Genomic DNA, 15923 nt, shown 5'->3' on the forward strand with positions numbered 1-15923 from the left:
TGTCCTCACTCGAACTTCGGCTGCTGGAATGCAATTCCGGCGGCGAAGGAAGGGGCGACGCGTGTCTAGAGCCAGGCGTGCCAAGACGCGCCACAACGCCAAGACGCCGTACAAGACCGCGTTTCTCATCGCGACCGCGGCCGCAGTGGTGAGCTCCGGAATCCTGGTCGCCAACACCGTGCTCCCGTCGGCGACCGCGCAGGACGCCAACTGCGCCAACACCGCCGCGCAGGCGTTCAACTGGGGCAACCCCAATCGGGAGGACGGCTTCAACAGCCCGGCCTCGCTGAACGGGTGGTCGATCTATGACGGCCCGGGCCACAACGGCAACGGCTGGCGCACCCCGCTGGCGGTCTCGGTTGCCGACGGCAACCTGACCATCACCGGCGACGCCCACGGCAACTCGGGCGGCATGTCGTGGAATCCTGGTCAGCTGCACGGCCGTTGGGAGATCTGCGCGCGCTCGCTGCCGTCGGCGGAGACCTACCACTCGGTGGCGCTGCTGTGGCCCAGTGCCGAGGACTGGCCGGTCGGCGGTGAGATCGACTTCATGGAGATCTCCGACCCGGCGCGCCGGCACGTCGAGGGCTTTCTGCACTACGGCCCGGAGAACAACCTCGAGCAGGGCAGTGTCGCCACCGACGCCACGCAGTGGCACAGCTGGGCGGTGGAGTGGACGCCCGAGTCCATCACGTACTTCCTCGACGGCAACCCGTGGTGGGAGACGCGCAATCAGGCCGCGCTGCCGCCGCGGACGATGCATCTCGCCCTGCAACTCGACAACTTCGGCGGCGACACGTCAGCGGGTGGTCAGACCCAGTTCGACTGGGTGCGTCAGTATTCGCTCTAGGCGACCGGTTGAACTCTAGGCGACCGGTTGGGCTCTAAACGACAGGCTGGGCCGACGGCTGCGGCGTGAGCCAGGCCGGGTCGGCCTTGACACGGCGGATCCACCGGATGACGGGCACCACGAGCACCAGGGCGCACAGCCCTTCGGCCACCAGGTAGGCCCAGCCGATGCCGGTGACGCCGAACATCGACGTGGCGACCACCGAGCCGCCGATGATCATCACGGTGCCGGCGAAGCGCACGGCCATCACCACGCCGAGCTTGCGGCGCACCCGCGCGAAACCCTCGTAGACACCGGTGACGGCGGACAGCGGAACGAACAACGCCGCGAGGTACAGCAGGCTCTGGCCTTCGACGCGGTAGTCCCCGCCGACCAGGCCCAGCACGAACGGGCCGACGGCGACCAGGCCGAGGCCGCCGATGACGTTGACGCCCACCATGGTTGCGACCATCCGCCGGGTCAGTGAGGCGACCTTGTCGGGGTGCGCGGCGACCTCGGAGACATACGGGCTCAGGATCAGGTGCACGGTGGTGTAGAACGCGTTGACGATCGCCCAGGTCACCGCGAAGTGTGCGTTGGCGACGGCGCCGAACTGGCTGAGCACGATGAGCGGGACCACCAGCGGTCCGATGATCCAGGTGGCCGTGAGACCGAACGACGAACCGAAGTAGCGCCAGATCTCCGGCTTGCTCGGCAGCGCCGGCGGGACCAGGAACTGCGGGTCGGTCCGGAGGCGGCGCCGGATCGCCATCACCAGGACCACCACGGCCACCGCAGCGGTGCCGACCCAGGCGAGCACGATCGATTCCGCGCTCGCGGTCCAGGCGAACAGCAGCAGGACAACAAGTTTGGCGACCGAGTGCAGGGAGTTCTTCATCGCGGCCCAGCGCGCCACCCCGAGGCCGGCGGTGGTGCGGTCGAGCACGGTGTAGAGCGCCAGCACCAACACCAGAAGCGGGTAACTGGCCAGTTGCCAACCGGATTCGAACATGGCGTCGCGGGGGCCGAACAGCACCAGCCCGATCCCGGCTAGCACCGACACCACCGTCACCACCAGGAATCCGAGCGCCAGCAGTGGCCCGGCGCGGTATCCGGCGACGGGCAGGAACCGTTCGTAGAGGGTGTCGATGCTCAGCATCGCCAGGATCGCCAGCATCATCGCCGAGGAGATCACCGCGGCGCCGACGCCAACCGCTTCGGTCGGGTACAGCCGGGCGGCCGCGGCCCAGAACACCAGTCCGAGAAGCCCGGTCAGCAGGTTGGATGCGATCAGCGAGAACGTGTTGATCCGAAGGTTGCGCTGCGCGGGCGCATCATCGCTGGAGCCGCTGGAGTCGCTGGAGTCGCGAGCGGATGCTCTCCGGTTGATCAGCGTCATGTGCGGGCGAGTTCGCGGCGGGTGCGCAGCCGGGCGCGGCCGTACTCCCACGCACCACGCATCATCATGCTTGGCGCGATCGCGTGCGACTCGGTGCCCAGGTGCCGCCGCAGCGCCGGCCCGCGGGTGACGACGACCTTGGCCGCCAGCGCCGCGGTGGCGGGGTTACCGGCGATCTTGGCCAGCCACGCGCCGAGTCCCATACCGTAGCCGCGCATCTGATCCTCGAGTGAGGCGTCGCTGTCGCGGTGGCGGTGCCATGCGACGGCAGCCGGTTCCAGGACGAGTTGGTGGCCCGACCTCAGGACCCGGAAGAAGATGTCGAGGTCCTCACCGCCACAGGTGGGTGCCCCGGCCCCGAGGTGCGGGTCGAATCCGCCAAGCTGCAGCGCGGTCTCGCGGTCGAGCGCGAAGTTGGCTCCGGTGCCGTACTCCCCCACCGCGAACGGGAAGAGCGGGACGTCCTGGGGCGGGGAGTTCCAGTCGAACACCCGGGCAGCCGACGCGGTCGACCAGTTCACCCGTCGTTCGAACTCGGCCTGCGCGGGGGTGCGGATCTCACCGGCAGGCACCAGACCGGACACACACCCGACCGATCCGGCACGGTCGAATCCGGCCATCAGCGCGGTCAGCCAGTAGCGATCGACGACGGCATCGTCATCGACGAACGCGACGACGTCGCCGGTGGCTGCGCGCAGACCGGTGTTGCGGGCCCGGGCCACCCCGGGGTTCGGCTCGCACACCAACCGGACTCGTGGATCGGCGTGTCCCTGCACGTGGTCGCGGGTCTCGGAGGTGGCGGACGCATTGTCGACGACGACCACGTCGAAGTCGGGGTAGTCCAGGGCGAGAACGGCTTCCAGGGCGGTGGCGAGCAGCTGCGGGCGGTCCCGGGTGCAGATCACCACGGTCACCGTGCGGGAGCGGCGTGCGCTGTCCGCAGCCGAGCCGGCGTCCACGGCGCGCGCGACGTGCTGCGCGAGGTCGGCGAAGTCCAGTTCGCCGTTGCTGATCGCCAGGTCGATGAAGCCGTGGATCCGTCCCGGGGAGCGCACCAGCAGTCGGGCGCGGCCGTACCCGTCGGCGTTGTTCAGTCGGCAGCACACCGACTCTCCGGTGGTCTCGCTTTCGTGGTGCAGAGCTTCGACGCGGTCGCGCCACACTTCACCGATCCACACCGAACCGGGCCAGGTGGTGTGTGCCGGGGGTGTCAACGCGGGTGACAGCTCCAGTCGCAGTGGTGTGGTGATCATCGAAGTGCTCCTCTGGCGATTCGGCGGCTGGCCTTGGCACGCAGGTAACCGGCGGTGGTGACACACAGTCCGAGAACGATGACGGCGGCCCGGGACCACCCGGCGGCACTCATCGAGGCGAGTTCACGCAGCACCGCGCGGGGCAGGACGTCGCGAACGTAGGCGCTCTCGCTGCTCAGTGCGGTGTGGCCGCCACCGAGCGAGGCGACGACGGCTTTGGACAGCCCCTCGTGGTGGCACCGGCGCGTGAAGTACCGCAGCGTGACACGGTCCGGCGAAACACGATGCCGCACAGACATCTCCGGGTCGAGCAGGATGCGATGCGTGCTGTCGTGGGCGCCGATGCGGATGCACAGTTCGGTTTCCTCGCCGCCGACCGGGGTGGTGCCGACGCGGCCCACCTCGGAGCGGAAGCCACCCACGGCGTCGACGATCGAGCGGCGCAGCGACATGTTGCAGCCGATCGGGTTTCGCACTGGCGCAACGGTGGTGGGCTGGCCGGTGTAGCTGCAGCCGACCACCCAGTCAAACTCGCGGGGCATCCAGGAGGGCCGGATTCCGGTGGGCCAGACGGGTGCGGCATGACCGCCGACGCAGGCGACGGTGTCGTCGCGGTAATGGTCCAGCAGGGTGGCCGCCCAGGCGGGGTCGGCGGTGGCGTCGTCGTCGAGAAATCCGACGACGTCGCCGCGGGCAACAGACACCCCGGTGTTGCGCGCTCCGGACAGTCCCTGGGTCTCGGTGTTGCGCACTACGGTGACCCGGTCGCCGAACCGCTGTGCCGCCATGTCGTACAACTCGTCGTTGTGGTCGATCACCAGGATCACCTCGAACTCAGATGACACATCCTGTGTCAGAACCGATTCGACAGCTGCGCACACGTCGTCCCAGCGGCGCGTGGTGTAGGCGCAGATGACCACCGACAGCGCCACCTGGGTGGCGGGGGCGGCGGCGGTCATGCCGCACCGCCCCGTCGGCGCGCGTCGCGCCTCTTGCTGATCTGGAACAGCACGATGCGTCGCAGTTGCTTGTCGTAGGCGTTGACGCGGCCGATCATCCGATCGGTGCGGGTGACGCCCCATCGGCCGTCGGTGCTCAACGCGCGGACGAGGGCCCGCTGCTGGGAAAGCTGGGAGCGGGCCGCCGTCGCCGCTGAGGCGGTGTCGCTGCCGATCCGAAACGATGCGAGCGTCCACGGCACACCGTAGAACTCACCGCGCTGCAGCAGGCGTACCCACAGGTCGGTGTCGCTCACGAACAACAGGTCGTCGCGAAATCCGCCGCACCGCAGAAAGTCTGCGCGACGGAACATCGTGGCCACCGGCGATCCAATCGGGTTGGTCCCGCTGCGCACGATCTGCCGGACCACCCGCTCGGCACGCTGCCGGCGCGCGATGCCGCGCAGCCCACGGGCGGACCGCAACACGGCGGTCGCGTCGTCGACGAAGTCGGTCTGCACGCCCACCAACGAGACGTCAGGGTAGGCCTCCAGGATCGCGGCCTGCACGCCGATGCACTCGGGATGGAGGATGTCGTCGGCGCACACGAGTTTGACGAACTCGCCTTCACACAGACTGACGGCCAGGTTGAAGTTCTCCACCATCGACAGCGTCGCGTCGTTACGGATCACCCGGATCCGACTGTCCTCGAAGTCTTTCAGGATGTCGGCGGTGCCGTCGGTGCTGTGGTTGTCGACAACGACGATCTCGATGGCGTCGTAGTTCTGCGCCAGCAGGCTCTCGAGGGTGCTGCGCAGGTGACGCTCGGCTTGATAGGCCGGCACACACAGCGAGACCGTGGGCCAGGGCGGTTCTTCCGAACCGGACACTCGTGGCCGTCCCGAGACGTGTCCCCCCCGTCGGGACTGAGCCACGACGGTCACAACGCGCGCTCCTCGGCGATCCGATCGAAGGACACCTCGTGGACCGCGAGTCGGCGCCGCGACCGAAGCCGACGCAGCGCGCTGAGGGGAACCACGTTGGAGACCACGTCGACGTCGGGCATCGGGGCGCTGGGCCGGGTGAATCTGACACGCAGAGCGAAGAACTCGCGCCGGATGGTGCGCAGCACCCGCAGACCGTCGCTCACGGCGTTGAGGTTGCTCTCCCCGTGGATACGGTTGGCCTCGTAGCTGTGCACCTCGGCGATCTTCATCCCGTGGGCGGCGACGCGGACGTTGATCAGCGTCTCGATCTCGAAGCCGTCACCCCACTGCGGTTCGGTGGTGGCGATGTCGGGCAGGTTGATCGGGTCCAGGCAGTGCCGCCAGAACGCGTTGTAGCCGTAGCACAGGTCGGTGTACCTGGTGGTGAACAGCACGTTGACCAACGCGTTGAGGCCCCAGTTGCCGGCGCGGCGGATCCGGGTGATGTCGTCACTGCCCCCGCCGGAGATGAAGCGCGACCCTTTGGCGAAGTCGGCTCCGCCGACCAGTGCGGCGACAAAACGCGGGATCTCGGCCGGATCGGTGCTGCCATCGGCGTCGATCATCACGATGATGTCGCCCGAGGCGGCCGCGAAGCCACAGTTGAGCGCGTTGCCCTTGCCTTTTCGGGTCTGGCGCAGGTGCACCGCGTCGGGCCACAGTTCCCTGGCCACGGCGACCGTGTCGTCGTGGGAACCGCCGTCGACGAAGACGATCTCGTCGATGTCGACGGGGATCCGCGCGGCGACGTGCGGCAGATTACGCGCCTCGTTGAGCGCGGGGATGATGACCGAGATCGTGGGGCGGTGCAGGTCAGGGGGCACCACGTCGCGAATGCTGACGGGGACTGTCATTGCGGGCTCTTCCATCGAGTGATCAGGACGTCTGACGTTCAGATGCTCGGTCGGTTCAGCGGCCGCAACGATGCGCACGGCCGCTTCTTGACCTTCGACCAACCCGCGACGAATCGGCTTTTGAGTTCGCTGGTTGATGGCGCAGCTAATTCTTAGCACGCGCTTCGCCCAACGGACAGCCCAGAGTGGCAAGTCATGACACAGATCACACTCAGGTCGGCTAGATAAATTGCCAAATCTGTATATACACGACGTGTAATTGTCTAATTTTGCAGTTCACAGCTACTTGTGACCGATCCGTAAGATTTAGCTTACTCGTTGCCAAATCTGCACACCCTGTGTCAAAACGAGAGCGGACAGAGCGCAAGAGGTCAGGATGCGCGGCCAAAACGGCCGCGAAGATGACATTTGAGCACGCTTTTCTGACGATGCTGGTGACTCAGCGGGAGACGGAGGTCACGCTTTCAGCACTCCGGACTCGTGGTAGCCACGGTCGGTGTTGACCTGCCACGGGTCCACGTTCTCGCCGAAGTATCGGCCGACGCTGCGCAACGCGCTGAGCATCGCGTGGTCTTGGTTGTCGTAGTGGTGCATGCCGTTGCGTCCGATGGGATGCAGCGACGGGTACTCCCGACACAGGAAGTCACGGATCCGGGCGACGCTTCTCTCCCGGGCCGGGTCGTACACCGGGTACGCGAACTCGGACCGGACGACCATCACCCGTTGCACGGCGGAGTCGTCGACGCCGAGCGCCCGCAGGTCGGCTCTGACGACGGCCTCGAGATGATCGTCATCGGCGGTCCACAGTTCGCCGCCCGGACCGACGAAGTACTCGAATCCCAGGTAGGTGCCGTCCCAGCCCTCCGGCGCGAGGTCCTGCGACCATCGGCGGTAGTTCTGGATGCGCCCCGCCGTGAAGTTCGCTCCGGGGGTGTACACCCAGTTGTAGGGAATGTCGTAGGACTTGCCCACGGCGACGGCGACGGTGATCAGCGCACGGTGGCCCAGCGCCGCGGCGACGGCCTGGATGTGTCGGGGCGGGGCCGGCTCGAGGGCTTCGACCAACAACCGCAGCGGCATGCTCGAGAAGAGCGCGTCCCCGGACACCGTGTCGCCGTCGTCGAGTTCCAGCGTCCACGTCGTGCCGTCGAAGCGCACCGCGCCGACGCGGGTATCGAGGGTGGGCACCACTCCGATGTCCGCCAACGTCGACGCGGCCGCTTCCCAGAGCTGGCCGGGACCGAGGCGCGGATACTGGAAGACATCCTGGTCGACCGATTCCAGGGTCTTGGAGCGCCAGTCGATCGGCTTGATCCGTTGGTTCGCCCACTCGCTGGTGATGTGGTCGGGGTCGGCGAGCCACGTCTTGCGGATGTAGCCGTCGAAGAACAGGTCATACCAGTAGCGGCCGAACTCGAAGGTGCCCCATTCCCGGAAGCTGGACGACTCCACCGCCTGGCCCCGGATCCTGGACCACACCATGCTGCTGAGACCCTGCAGGCCGCGCCGGTATCCCATCTGGTTCAGCAGGTCGCGCCCGACGAGCGGGTACTGCACGTAGTGCCCGTCGACGAGCATGGCCGAACTGCGCTGCACCGAGATCCACTGGTCGGGCGGCAGCAGTGACTTCCAAAGGTCGAGGACCTCTTCGCTTCTGGTGAAGAACCGGTGACCGCCGGCGTCGACGCGCCAGCCGCCGTCATCCGGGGTGCGCGCCAGGCCACCGACGTGTCCGGACGCTTCGTAGATCCGCGGCGTCGCCCCCTGTTTCGCCAGCGCGAGCGCGGCGGTCAGGCCGGCCGGTCCGGCGCCGATGATCAGTGGGGTCCTGCTCGCGTCCATTGTCAGCGCCTATCGGCCGCGCAGATTGGGGGATCGCCGGTAAACGGCGACGAGGGCGTCGATGTGACGGTCGTGAACTTCGTTGAGCGGCGTGGTCAGAAAGTTCAGTTGGGCGTACTGGCTCTGCATCGGCAGGAAGCCGCTCAACAGTGGCTCGGGGGTGGATCGGATGACCATGTCGACGGCGCCGATGTCGAAGGCGGCGTTGATGTCACAACCTTCACGCAGGGCGCGCCGGTGCGCGGCACGCAGTTCGTCGCCCGCGTCGTAAGCAGCGAGGATGTTGATCCGAAATTCTGTTCCGGTCATGGCGCTTTCCGCCGCACCTGCAGCGGCAAGGTAGTTTGCGGGCAGCAGATCACGATCACCGTGTAATCGCACACTGCAGACAGCGGGATCAAAATGAGCGGGAATCAGCGTCGTGAAGAAGTGAACCGAAGCTGCGTACACCCCCAGCAGCTCTTCCTCACTCCGCTTCAGGTTCGCACGGCTCAAGTTGTATACCGTTACGGTTCGGACGCCGTTCTTCTGCAATGCCAGCAGAATCTCGATGACCTTGTGTGCGCCACGCATATAAGACTCAGCGAAGGTCTCGTGGTGCAGATTCGCCCATCGCCGCAGGCCATCGGGAATCAGACCCACGTGAGCCGGTACGTCGTACACGAGATCCCCTAGCTGGTAGCGCCGTACAGCAAACTTAGTCCCACTAGCGTCAATTAGTCGATGAACTGTGAGAAACGTGCTGCGGCAGAGTAATCAAGTACCGCGATACCGCCCGCCTATGCGTGCCCACGCAAAATTCAACGGCCGGCACCGCTCAATCCTCCGCGGATTTCAGCACCGCCAGGACGGTCAGCACCAGGGTTTTGAAGTCCAGATTCAGCGACCAGTTCTCGATGTAGTAGTTGTCGAACTCGGCCCGGTCGGCGATCGAGGTCTGCCCCCGCAGTCCGTGCACCTGGGCCCAGCCGGTGATGCCGGCCTTCACCCGGTGTCTGTCGCCGTAGCGCCGGATCTGCATCTCGAACAACTCGACGAACTCCGGCCGTTCGGGTCGCGGGCCGACCAGGCTCATGTCGCCCTTGAGCACGTTGACCAGTTGAGGCAGTTCGTCCAGGGACGTCTTGCGCATGAACTTGCCGATCCGGGTGCGCCTATCCTCGCCTTCCACTCCCCCGGGTGCGGCGCCTTCCTTCAGTTCGAAGTCGGCCTTGGCCGGATCGAGGGGACGCATGCTGCGAAACTTCAAGCAGCCGAATACTTTTCCATCGCGACCGATGCGTTCCTGACTGAAGAAGATCGGCCCCGGTGAGCTGAGCTTCACCAGCAGCGCCAGTGTCAGGAACACCGGCGAGATCAGCAGCAGCCCCAGCGCAGCGGCCGACCGGTCGAAAGCGTGCTTAACGGCGAACTGCCAGCCCTTCGGGTCGGTGCGGGAGAGCACGATCAGCGGTACCCCGCCGAGGTGCTCGACGCGGGCGCCGCTGCCGACGGCGTCCATCAGCCGGGGCACCACCCGTACCTGCATGCCGAGGTTCTGCGCCAGTTGGGCGGTGCGCGCGAGTTCCTCATCAGAGGCCGATGACGGCGCGATGATCAGATCTCCGGCGCCGGTTGCGCCGGCGGCGATCTCGAGATTGGCGGTGGTACCGAAGTACGCCACGTCGAGTGGATCCCCGTCGGCCGGGCGTGTGTCGTCGAGCAGGCCGACGGGGTGCAGACCGTAGTCGGGGACCTGCCGCATTCGGGTGACGAGTTGGTGGGCGATGGGTCCGGATCCGACGATCAGCGTCGGTGTCCCGAACCGGTGCTTGCGCCGCAGGTACCGCTGGATCAGCGAGCGAGTCAGTCGGACCAACGGGATCAGGATCACCGCGAAGGCCCAGATCCGGAGCATCAACTCGCTGGGACGGACGTAGGGCACCACCGTCTGGCCGATCTCGAAGGGCGGTACCAGGAGCAGCATGACCGTCAACGTTGCGAGCGTGGCCACTGCAATAGACGTCATCAGGGGTTCGAACTCGTCGAGGAAACTGTGGCTCAGCGTCCGCCGATACACAGTCCGGGTGGCCAGGATGATCACGACGATCGGCACGAACAGCCACGAGATCAGGGCGATGTTGCGCTCGTCGACCGGCCCCGGGACCCACCACTGCGCCAACAGCACGGCCCAGAAGGCCGCCCAGATGTCGAGGGCGACGGTAATCGCCACGTATCCGTGCTCGCGGCGAAGTCGCTCGACGAAGCCGCGTTTCGGTTCAGCGTCACTGCGAATCGGCGGAACAGCCTTCAACCGTGGTGTCGTGGCACGACTACTCGGCGTGTGGTTCGCCGTTTTGGTGTCTAGCTGCATGCGTGGGGCCCCCGGGGATGACTCTCAGGAACCCAACTTTAGGTGTGCTGGTGGGGCGATGCGGTCAAATCAACGGCCTGGCTACCGAATTTGCTCAAGTTGTTAGCAAGGGTTAGGCAGCAGAGTTTGCTGCGGCTGCTCGGCCTAACGCTTTGGACTGGCCCCCGCGGTGAAGATGCGTTCGGCGGCGAGTGCTGCGAGATCGGTCAGAACTTGGACGTGACCGGTGCCCCACAGTCGCGGTTTGGTGTCGTAGACACACAGCGTGCCAATGCCGTTACCAGCGTGGTCCATCAAAGGTATGCCTAAGTAGGCGACCAGGGTGCCGTCGAGCACCGCAGGATGGTTCTTGAACACCGGGTCAGCCCGGGCATCCTCGAGGATCAGCGGTTCACCGTTTGCCACAGCGTATTGGCACACCGATTTGTTGAGTGGCGTCTGTCTTTCCTCAGGAGTTTTCAGATTCAGGCCGGCCGAGCTCTTGAAGAATTGCCGATCCACGTCCACGAGGGACACCAGGGCGTAGGGCGCGTCCAGGGCATCGGCGGCAGCGCGGGTGATCCGGTCGTACACCGCTTCCTGCGGCGAGTCGAGCAGCCCGGTGGCATACAGGGAGCGCAACCGCTCCGGGTTGGTTATCGCGGCAGAAACGTCGGGCATCGCCGAGACGGCAAACACACCCGACTCGGACAGATGGGTCATGAGCTCACCGAGGGACGGGCTCTTGGCGTGCCTGAGGTCGGCGACCATCCGTCCGGCCACCGCGTGGGCGATGTAGGTGTCGACGTCCTCGCCGACGCTGAGCGCACACTCTGCGAGCAGGCGAGCGAGCCACTCGTCGAACCCGGGCACATTGCTGGTCACGGGTTTACGGTATCGGAAATTTCGCTTGGCTAGACATCGAAGCCCCAGAGGCATTCGAAACCTCCTCAGCAACGTAGCCTTTGTACGTGGATCTTCTGTTCGATGCCCGGCATGTGCGCCAGAGTGGTATCGGTACCTACATCCGCATCCAGTTGCCTCACCTGGAGGAGGCCACCGCCCGTCACGGTCTGTCGTTAGGGGTTCTGGCCGACCCCGACACGGTGCCCGAGCTGCGGCCGAGCACCCGGGTGGTCCCGGCATCACCGGCATCCGCGGCGATGTACTCCCCCGCCGAGCAGTTGGTGTGGCGGCGTGCGTTCGCTCAGGTGCGACCCCGCTCGGTGTGGCTCCCGCACTACCCCTACCCGCTGGCCCGACTGCTACCCGGCAATCGCCGGATGCTGACCTATGTCACCGTGCACGACACCATCCATCTGCTGCCCCGCGACATCAGCGGGCAGAGTTGGGCGCGACGCACCTATGCCCGGGTGATGCTGGGTGCCGACGCCCGGTCGTGTCGGCGGATCTTCACCGTGTCCGAGGCGACCGCGACGACGCTGACGGGGATCGCGCGCTCCGCGCAGGTGCAGGTGACGCCGATCCCGGTGGACGAGGTCTGGTTCGAGCCCGCCGATCCCGCTCTGGTCCCGGTCAGCGGGCCGTACCTGTTGTATGTCGGAAACACCAAGCGGCACAAGAACCTTCCGCTGGTGCTCGACGCGTTCTCCGGTCTGGCGTCGAGCATCCCGCACACGCTCGTGATCGCCGGCGGGGGCGCCTCGTTGCGGACGCTCGACGATCGGGTGCAGCGCCTGGCCGAGGACAACAGCGACCGGATCGTGCTGACCGGACAGGTGGACTTCGGGGTACTACGCGCGCTGGTCGCATCGGCGGACCTGTTGATCATGCCGTCGCTGTACGAGGGCGCCGGGTTGCCGCCGCTGGAGGCGATGGCGTCGGGCACCGCGGTGCTGTCGTCGAACATCCCGTCTCTCAGTGAGACGTGCGGCGACGGCGCCGACTATTTCGACCCGCATGACCGCGACGGGTTGGCGCAGTTGATGCGCACCTACTGCACCGACGACGCAGCGCGGGCGGACCTGGCGGCGCGGGGTTACGCCCATGTGGTGCAACGTCAGAAGAGGATCTGCCCGACGGCTGCCGCCGACGCGATCTGCGCGGATCTGGCCGGTCGTTGATGGAGATATCCCGGCGGGCGCTGCTCGCAGGCGCGGCGGCCGCCACGGCGCTCGCCGGTTGCAGCGGTAGGACACCCGCCACCGTCGACGTCCGCAGCTTCGAGGCCCGCGGTGACGGGGTCACCGACGACTCCGGAGCGATCCAGTCCGCGGTCGGGGCGCTGCGGTCGGGTGACACCCTGCATTTCCCCAGCGGGACATATCGGTTCGCGCAGCACCATCCACCCGGGGACGCCGCGATCAGCCTGACCGGTCTCGCGAATGTGGCGGTCGAGTTCGACCCCGGTGCCGAGCTCCTGATGGACAATCTGGATCCGGCCACCCACACCGGCACCAGCCACGGCGTGCTGGTGCACGGACCGGCATCCGGAATCATGTTGCGCGGGGTGAACATCCGGTGGGCACAGACGGCGACGCGGTCGTTCGGCGACGGCATCAGGGTGCAGGGCCGGCCCGGGCCGCACACCGGATGGTCGGCAGTGCAGTCCGTTTCCGGAGTCACGCTGTCGGACTGTGCTGTTCGGGCCAGCCCGCAGGCCGGGGTGATCATGATGGGCGTCTCCGACATCGACGTGTCCGGTCTACGGGTGGCCGACACCGGGGCCGACGGACTGCACTTCAACGCCTGTCGACGCGCCCGGGTCGACGATTACGGTGCGGTCGACACCGGCGACGACGGGTTGGCGCTGGTCACCTACTTCGCCGAGACGCCGTCCTTCGACGACGCGGCGCACACCTTCGCCTTCCCGTCGCTCACCGAATGGTCCAACACCGACTTCGTGGTCACCGGCGTCGACGTCGCCGGCGGTTCGGCGAACGGGGTCCGGATCGCCGGCGCACACCGGGTCACCGTCGGGGGCGTCCGTGTCGACGGGGTGCGATCGGGTGCGGCGGTGATGGTCGACTCCGCCGAACCCGGTGCCGACGTCGGCTGGAACTACGTCGCCAGCCGCGGCGTGCGCGTCGGTGATCTCACAGCGACCCACTGCGACACCGGATTCCATCTGCTGGCGCGCCCGGGTGCGGCGGGCGATCAACGGTTCACCGACTTCGACGTCCATGTCGACGGCGCCCGGGTCGACGACTGCAGCAATTGGTCGGTGCGGGCGGAGTCGCTGACCGAGCGCCGGGTCAGCGGCCTGCGACTGCAGAACTGCACCGTCTCGGCCTCCTCGACCACTGGCGGCAACGGCGGGGTCGGGATCGGCAACGCCCAGGGAATCTCGCTGAGTGCCCTGACGATTCGGCACACCGAGTCGGTGGTGGCGTTGCACGCCGTCAACGCCGGTCCGCTCGCCGTCGACCGGCTCAGCGTCTCCGTCAACGGCGCCGAACAACCGGCCGCGTCGCCGTGTGTGTCCCTCGACGGGTCCGAACTGGTTCCCGCCGTTCACTGTTCCTGAGGCGGGCGGATCCGGGCGAGCAACGCGCTTCCGGCGGTGAGCAGCAGCAGGAAGATCACGATGCCGTAGATCAGGATCTGCACCCGCCACACCTCGAGGAAGCAGTAGGCCACCACCCCCGCGGACGCGGCGATCACGGGGCTGAAACTGAAGATCCGCGCGAACGCGTAGCCAGCGACACCGTAGGCCAGGATGGTGTAGAACCACCCCCACGTGCCGTACTCGGAGTAGGTGTCGGCGAACACCGAGTTGGTGAAGAAGTTCCCGGCGAAGCTGACCGAGAAGCCGTAGGTCGCCGCCTGTTTCCAGCTCTCGTCCTTGGTGATCTTGTTGAACTGCAGGAAGGTCGGCTGGACCGCCTCCAGCGAGGTCGTCACGCTGCCCGGCTTCTCCCAGGCGCCTCGCGCCACCGCGTCGGACACCCCCAGCGACACCTGCGCCGGGACCGCCAGGTAGGCGCCCATCTGGTAGACGTTCATCTCGACCGGGTTCGAGATGCCGGCTTCGCGGTAGTAGTTCGCGTTGCGGATGTAGTTCAGCGCGGTGAGCACCCCGAACCCGGTCAGCACGATCAGCATCACCGCGATCCACGTGCGCGCCGGGGATCCGCCGCCGGCACGGGGTTCCCGACTGCGGACCCACGCGGCCAGATACACCGCGCACGCCATCATCAGTGCCAGACGGGAGGCGATCATCGCGTTGGCGACCAGGAGCAGTACGGCGGTCACCATGTACGGCCATCCGATCACCTTCTTGCGCCACAGATACACCCCGATCGGCGCGGCGAGGATGGTGGCGTACCGCAGCGTCTGCAGGCCGGCGAATCCGGACAGCGCATTGCTGAAGTCGTTGGCGGTCTGCTCGCTGAGTGAGTCGACGATCGCGCCGAGGCCGCCGACCTTCATGAACGAGTAGGCGACTCCGACGGCGCCGGCGACCAGCACCACGAAGAAGTAGCGCCGTTCGAACCAGGCGGTGTTGGTGCGGTCGGCGGCGGTCGCGGGCCGGGACCGGTGGGTGCCCCACCAGAAACCGACCATCGACACCATGACGATCGCGCAATACCACAGCAGCAGAAGGGAAATGCCTCGGCCGCTGACGTGCGCCGGCGCCGAGAATCCGGTCAGCGCCTCGGACATGGCCTGGGACTGGTCGAGTTGGTGGCGGGCGGTCAACAGGTACCACGCCAGAAAGGATCCGATCACCGGGGCGAGGATGAACACCGCGGGGGTGAACCACGCCGGCGCGCGACCCGACATTGCGCTGTTGCGGATACCGGATTCCAGGTCGGTGTCGGTGAGCGTCATGCGCTGAACCGGTCCCGCACCCGACGCAGCCCGAAGGCCGCCGCGTAGTCGGGTGCGCCCTTGACCGCGGCGAGGTGGTAGAGCAGCGCGGTGATCATCTCGGCGACGACAAACGCCGCGAAGATCGCTGCCGGGGTCTGCACCACCACCAGGAAGCCGACGCTGATCACCAGGTAGATGACCGTGCTGGCGCCGCGGATCCAGAACACCAGCACGGTTCGGCCGGCCTTGCGCAGCGCCGCGAACGGCACCGTGGAGACGAGCATGCACGCTTTCCACAGGCACGCCAGCAGCAGTGCGGCCGCGCCGACTTCGCGCCACGCCGGCCCGAAGACCAGGCTGCCGAGTCCGCCGAATGCGGCCACCAGCACCACGACCATGCCGACGACGAACACGGCGACGAACGACACGAGTTCGCCGCGATGCCCGTGGGCGAGCAACCGGTACCTGCCGTAGGCCAGGATCGGTTCCAGTGCGCCGGCGACGGTGGAGATGACCCGGAACGTGACCGCCGCGAGCGGTCCGACCATCACCAGCACCAGCGAGGTGATCGCCGGCTGCACGGCGCCCACCACCGCCGTCTCCGCGGTGACCCAACCGGACCGCCGCGAATCGGGCGGAAAACCGGAGTGCAGCAGCGCCTTCCGCGGCCGGTAGCGGACCAGGACGGCCAGCAGGGCGCCGACGGCCAGCACC

Annotated in this window: 13 protein-coding genes and 1 pseudogene; 3 read left to right on the plus strand and 11 right to left on the minus strand. The window is 67.0% G+C overall.

Going from position 1 to position 15923, the window contains the following annotated elements:
* Positions 1–61: 61 nt before the first annotated feature.
* Positions 62–850 (plus strand): glycoside hydrolase family 16 protein, encoded by a 789-nt coding sequence (locus tag WA965_RS28445; RefSeq protein WP_526295003.1) that lies wholly within the window; start codon positions 62–64, stop codon positions 848–850.
* Positions 851–884: 34 nt separating this feature from the next.
* Here the strand turns inward: WA965_RS28445 and WA965_RS28450 are convergent, their stop codons facing one another.
* The 9 genes from WA965_RS28450 to WA965_RS28490 form a co-directional block, all read right to left on the minus strand.
* Positions 885–2228 carry a lipopolysaccharide biosynthesis protein gene (locus tag WA965_RS28450; RefSeq protein WP_526295001.1) on the minus strand — a complete coding sequence of 448 codons (1344 nt, stop codon included), beginning with the start codon at positions 2226–2228 and terminating at the stop codon, positions 885–887.
* Entirely contained in the window at positions 2225–3481 is a 1257-nt protein-coding gene (locus tag WA965_RS28455; RefSeq protein ID WP_526294999.1) for a glycosyltransferase family 2 protein, read from the minus strand. The genes WA965_RS28450 and WA965_RS28455 overlap by 4 nt, the downstream gene beginning before the upstream one ends.
* Positions 3478–4440 carry a glycosyltransferase family 2 protein gene (locus WA965_RS28460; protein ID WP_526294997.1) on the minus strand — a complete coding sequence of 321 codons (963 nt, stop codon included), beginning with the start codon at positions 4438–4440 and terminating at the stop codon, positions 3478–3480. The genes WA965_RS28455 and WA965_RS28460 overlap by 4 nt, the downstream gene beginning before the upstream one ends.
* Entirely contained in the window at positions 4437–5309 is an 873-nt protein-coding gene (locus WA965_RS28465) for a glycosyltransferase (RefSeq protein ID WP_526294995.1), read from the minus strand. The genes WA965_RS28460 and WA965_RS28465 overlap by 4 nt, the downstream gene beginning before the upstream one ends.
* Before the next feature lie 50 nt (positions 5310–5359).
* Positions 5360–6259: a glycosyltransferase family 2 protein gene (locus WA965_RS28470; RefSeq protein ID WP_526294993.1), complete on the minus strand. Its 900-nt coding sequence runs from the start codon at positions 6257–6259 to the stop codon at positions 5360–5362.
* Positions 6260–6715: 456 nt separating this feature from the next.
* The gene (locus tag WA965_RS28475) at positions 6716–8101 is read right to left on the minus strand and encodes a protoporphyrinogen/coproporphyrinogen oxidase (RefSeq protein ID WP_526294991.1); all 1386 of its coding nucleotides are present in this window, start codon (positions 8099–8101) and stop codon (positions 6716–6718) included.
* A 9-nt stretch (positions 8102–8110) separates the two neighbouring features.
* Positions 8111–8764 (minus strand): undecaprenyl diphosphate synthase family protein, encoded by a 654-nt coding sequence (locus WA965_RS28480; RefSeq protein WP_526294989.1) that lies wholly within the window; start codon positions 8762–8764, stop codon positions 8111–8113.
* Positions 8765–8918: 154 nt separating this feature from the next.
* Positions 8919–10454 carry a sugar transferase gene (locus WA965_RS28485; RefSeq protein ID WP_526294987.1) on the minus strand — a complete coding sequence of 512 codons (1536 nt, stop codon included), beginning with the start codon at positions 10452–10454 and terminating at the stop codon, positions 8919–8921.
* Positions 10455–10598: 144 nt separating this feature from the next.
* Positions 10599–11318, minus strand: a complete 720-nt coding sequence (locus WA965_RS28490) for a GAF domain-containing protein (RefSeq protein WP_526294985.1) — start codon at positions 11316–11318, stop codon at positions 10599–10601.
* An 86-nt stretch (positions 11319–11404) separates the two neighbouring features.
* Between WA965_RS28490 and WA965_RS28495 the strand changes: the two genes are divergently transcribed.
* Both WA965_RS28495 and WA965_RS28500 read left to right on the plus strand, forming a co-directional pair.
* Complete coding sequence (locus WA965_RS28495) at positions 11405–12517, plus strand: glycosyltransferase family 4 protein (protein ID WP_526294983.1); 1113 nt, start codon at positions 11405–11407, stop codon at positions 12515–12517.
* Positions 12517–13920: a glycosyl hydrolase family 28-related protein gene (locus tag WA965_RS28500; protein WP_526294981.1), complete on the plus strand. Its 1404-nt coding sequence runs from the start codon at positions 12517–12519 to the stop codon at positions 13918–13920. The genes WA965_RS28495 and WA965_RS28500 overlap by 1 nt, the downstream gene beginning before the upstream one ends.
* Here the strand turns inward: WA965_RS28500 and WA965_RS28505 are convergent.
* Both WA965_RS28505 and WA965_RS28510 read right to left on the minus strand, forming a co-directional pair.
* Positions 13908–15227, minus strand: a complete 1320-nt coding sequence (locus WA965_RS28505; RefSeq protein ID WP_526294979.1) for an O-antigen polymerase — start codon at positions 15225–15227, stop codon at positions 13908–13910. The genes WA965_RS28500 and WA965_RS28505 overlap by 13 nt on opposite strands.
* A pseudogene (locus WA965_RS28510) lies at positions 15224–15923 on the minus strand (hypothetical protein); the annotation flags it as partial. The pseudogene WA965_RS28510 and the gene WA965_RS28505, both read right to left, overlap by 4 nt.

Source organism: Mycobacterium sp., from assembly GCF_049683935.1.
GTDB lineage: Bacteria > Actinomycetota > Actinomycetes > Mycobacteriales > Mycobacteriaceae > Mycobacterium.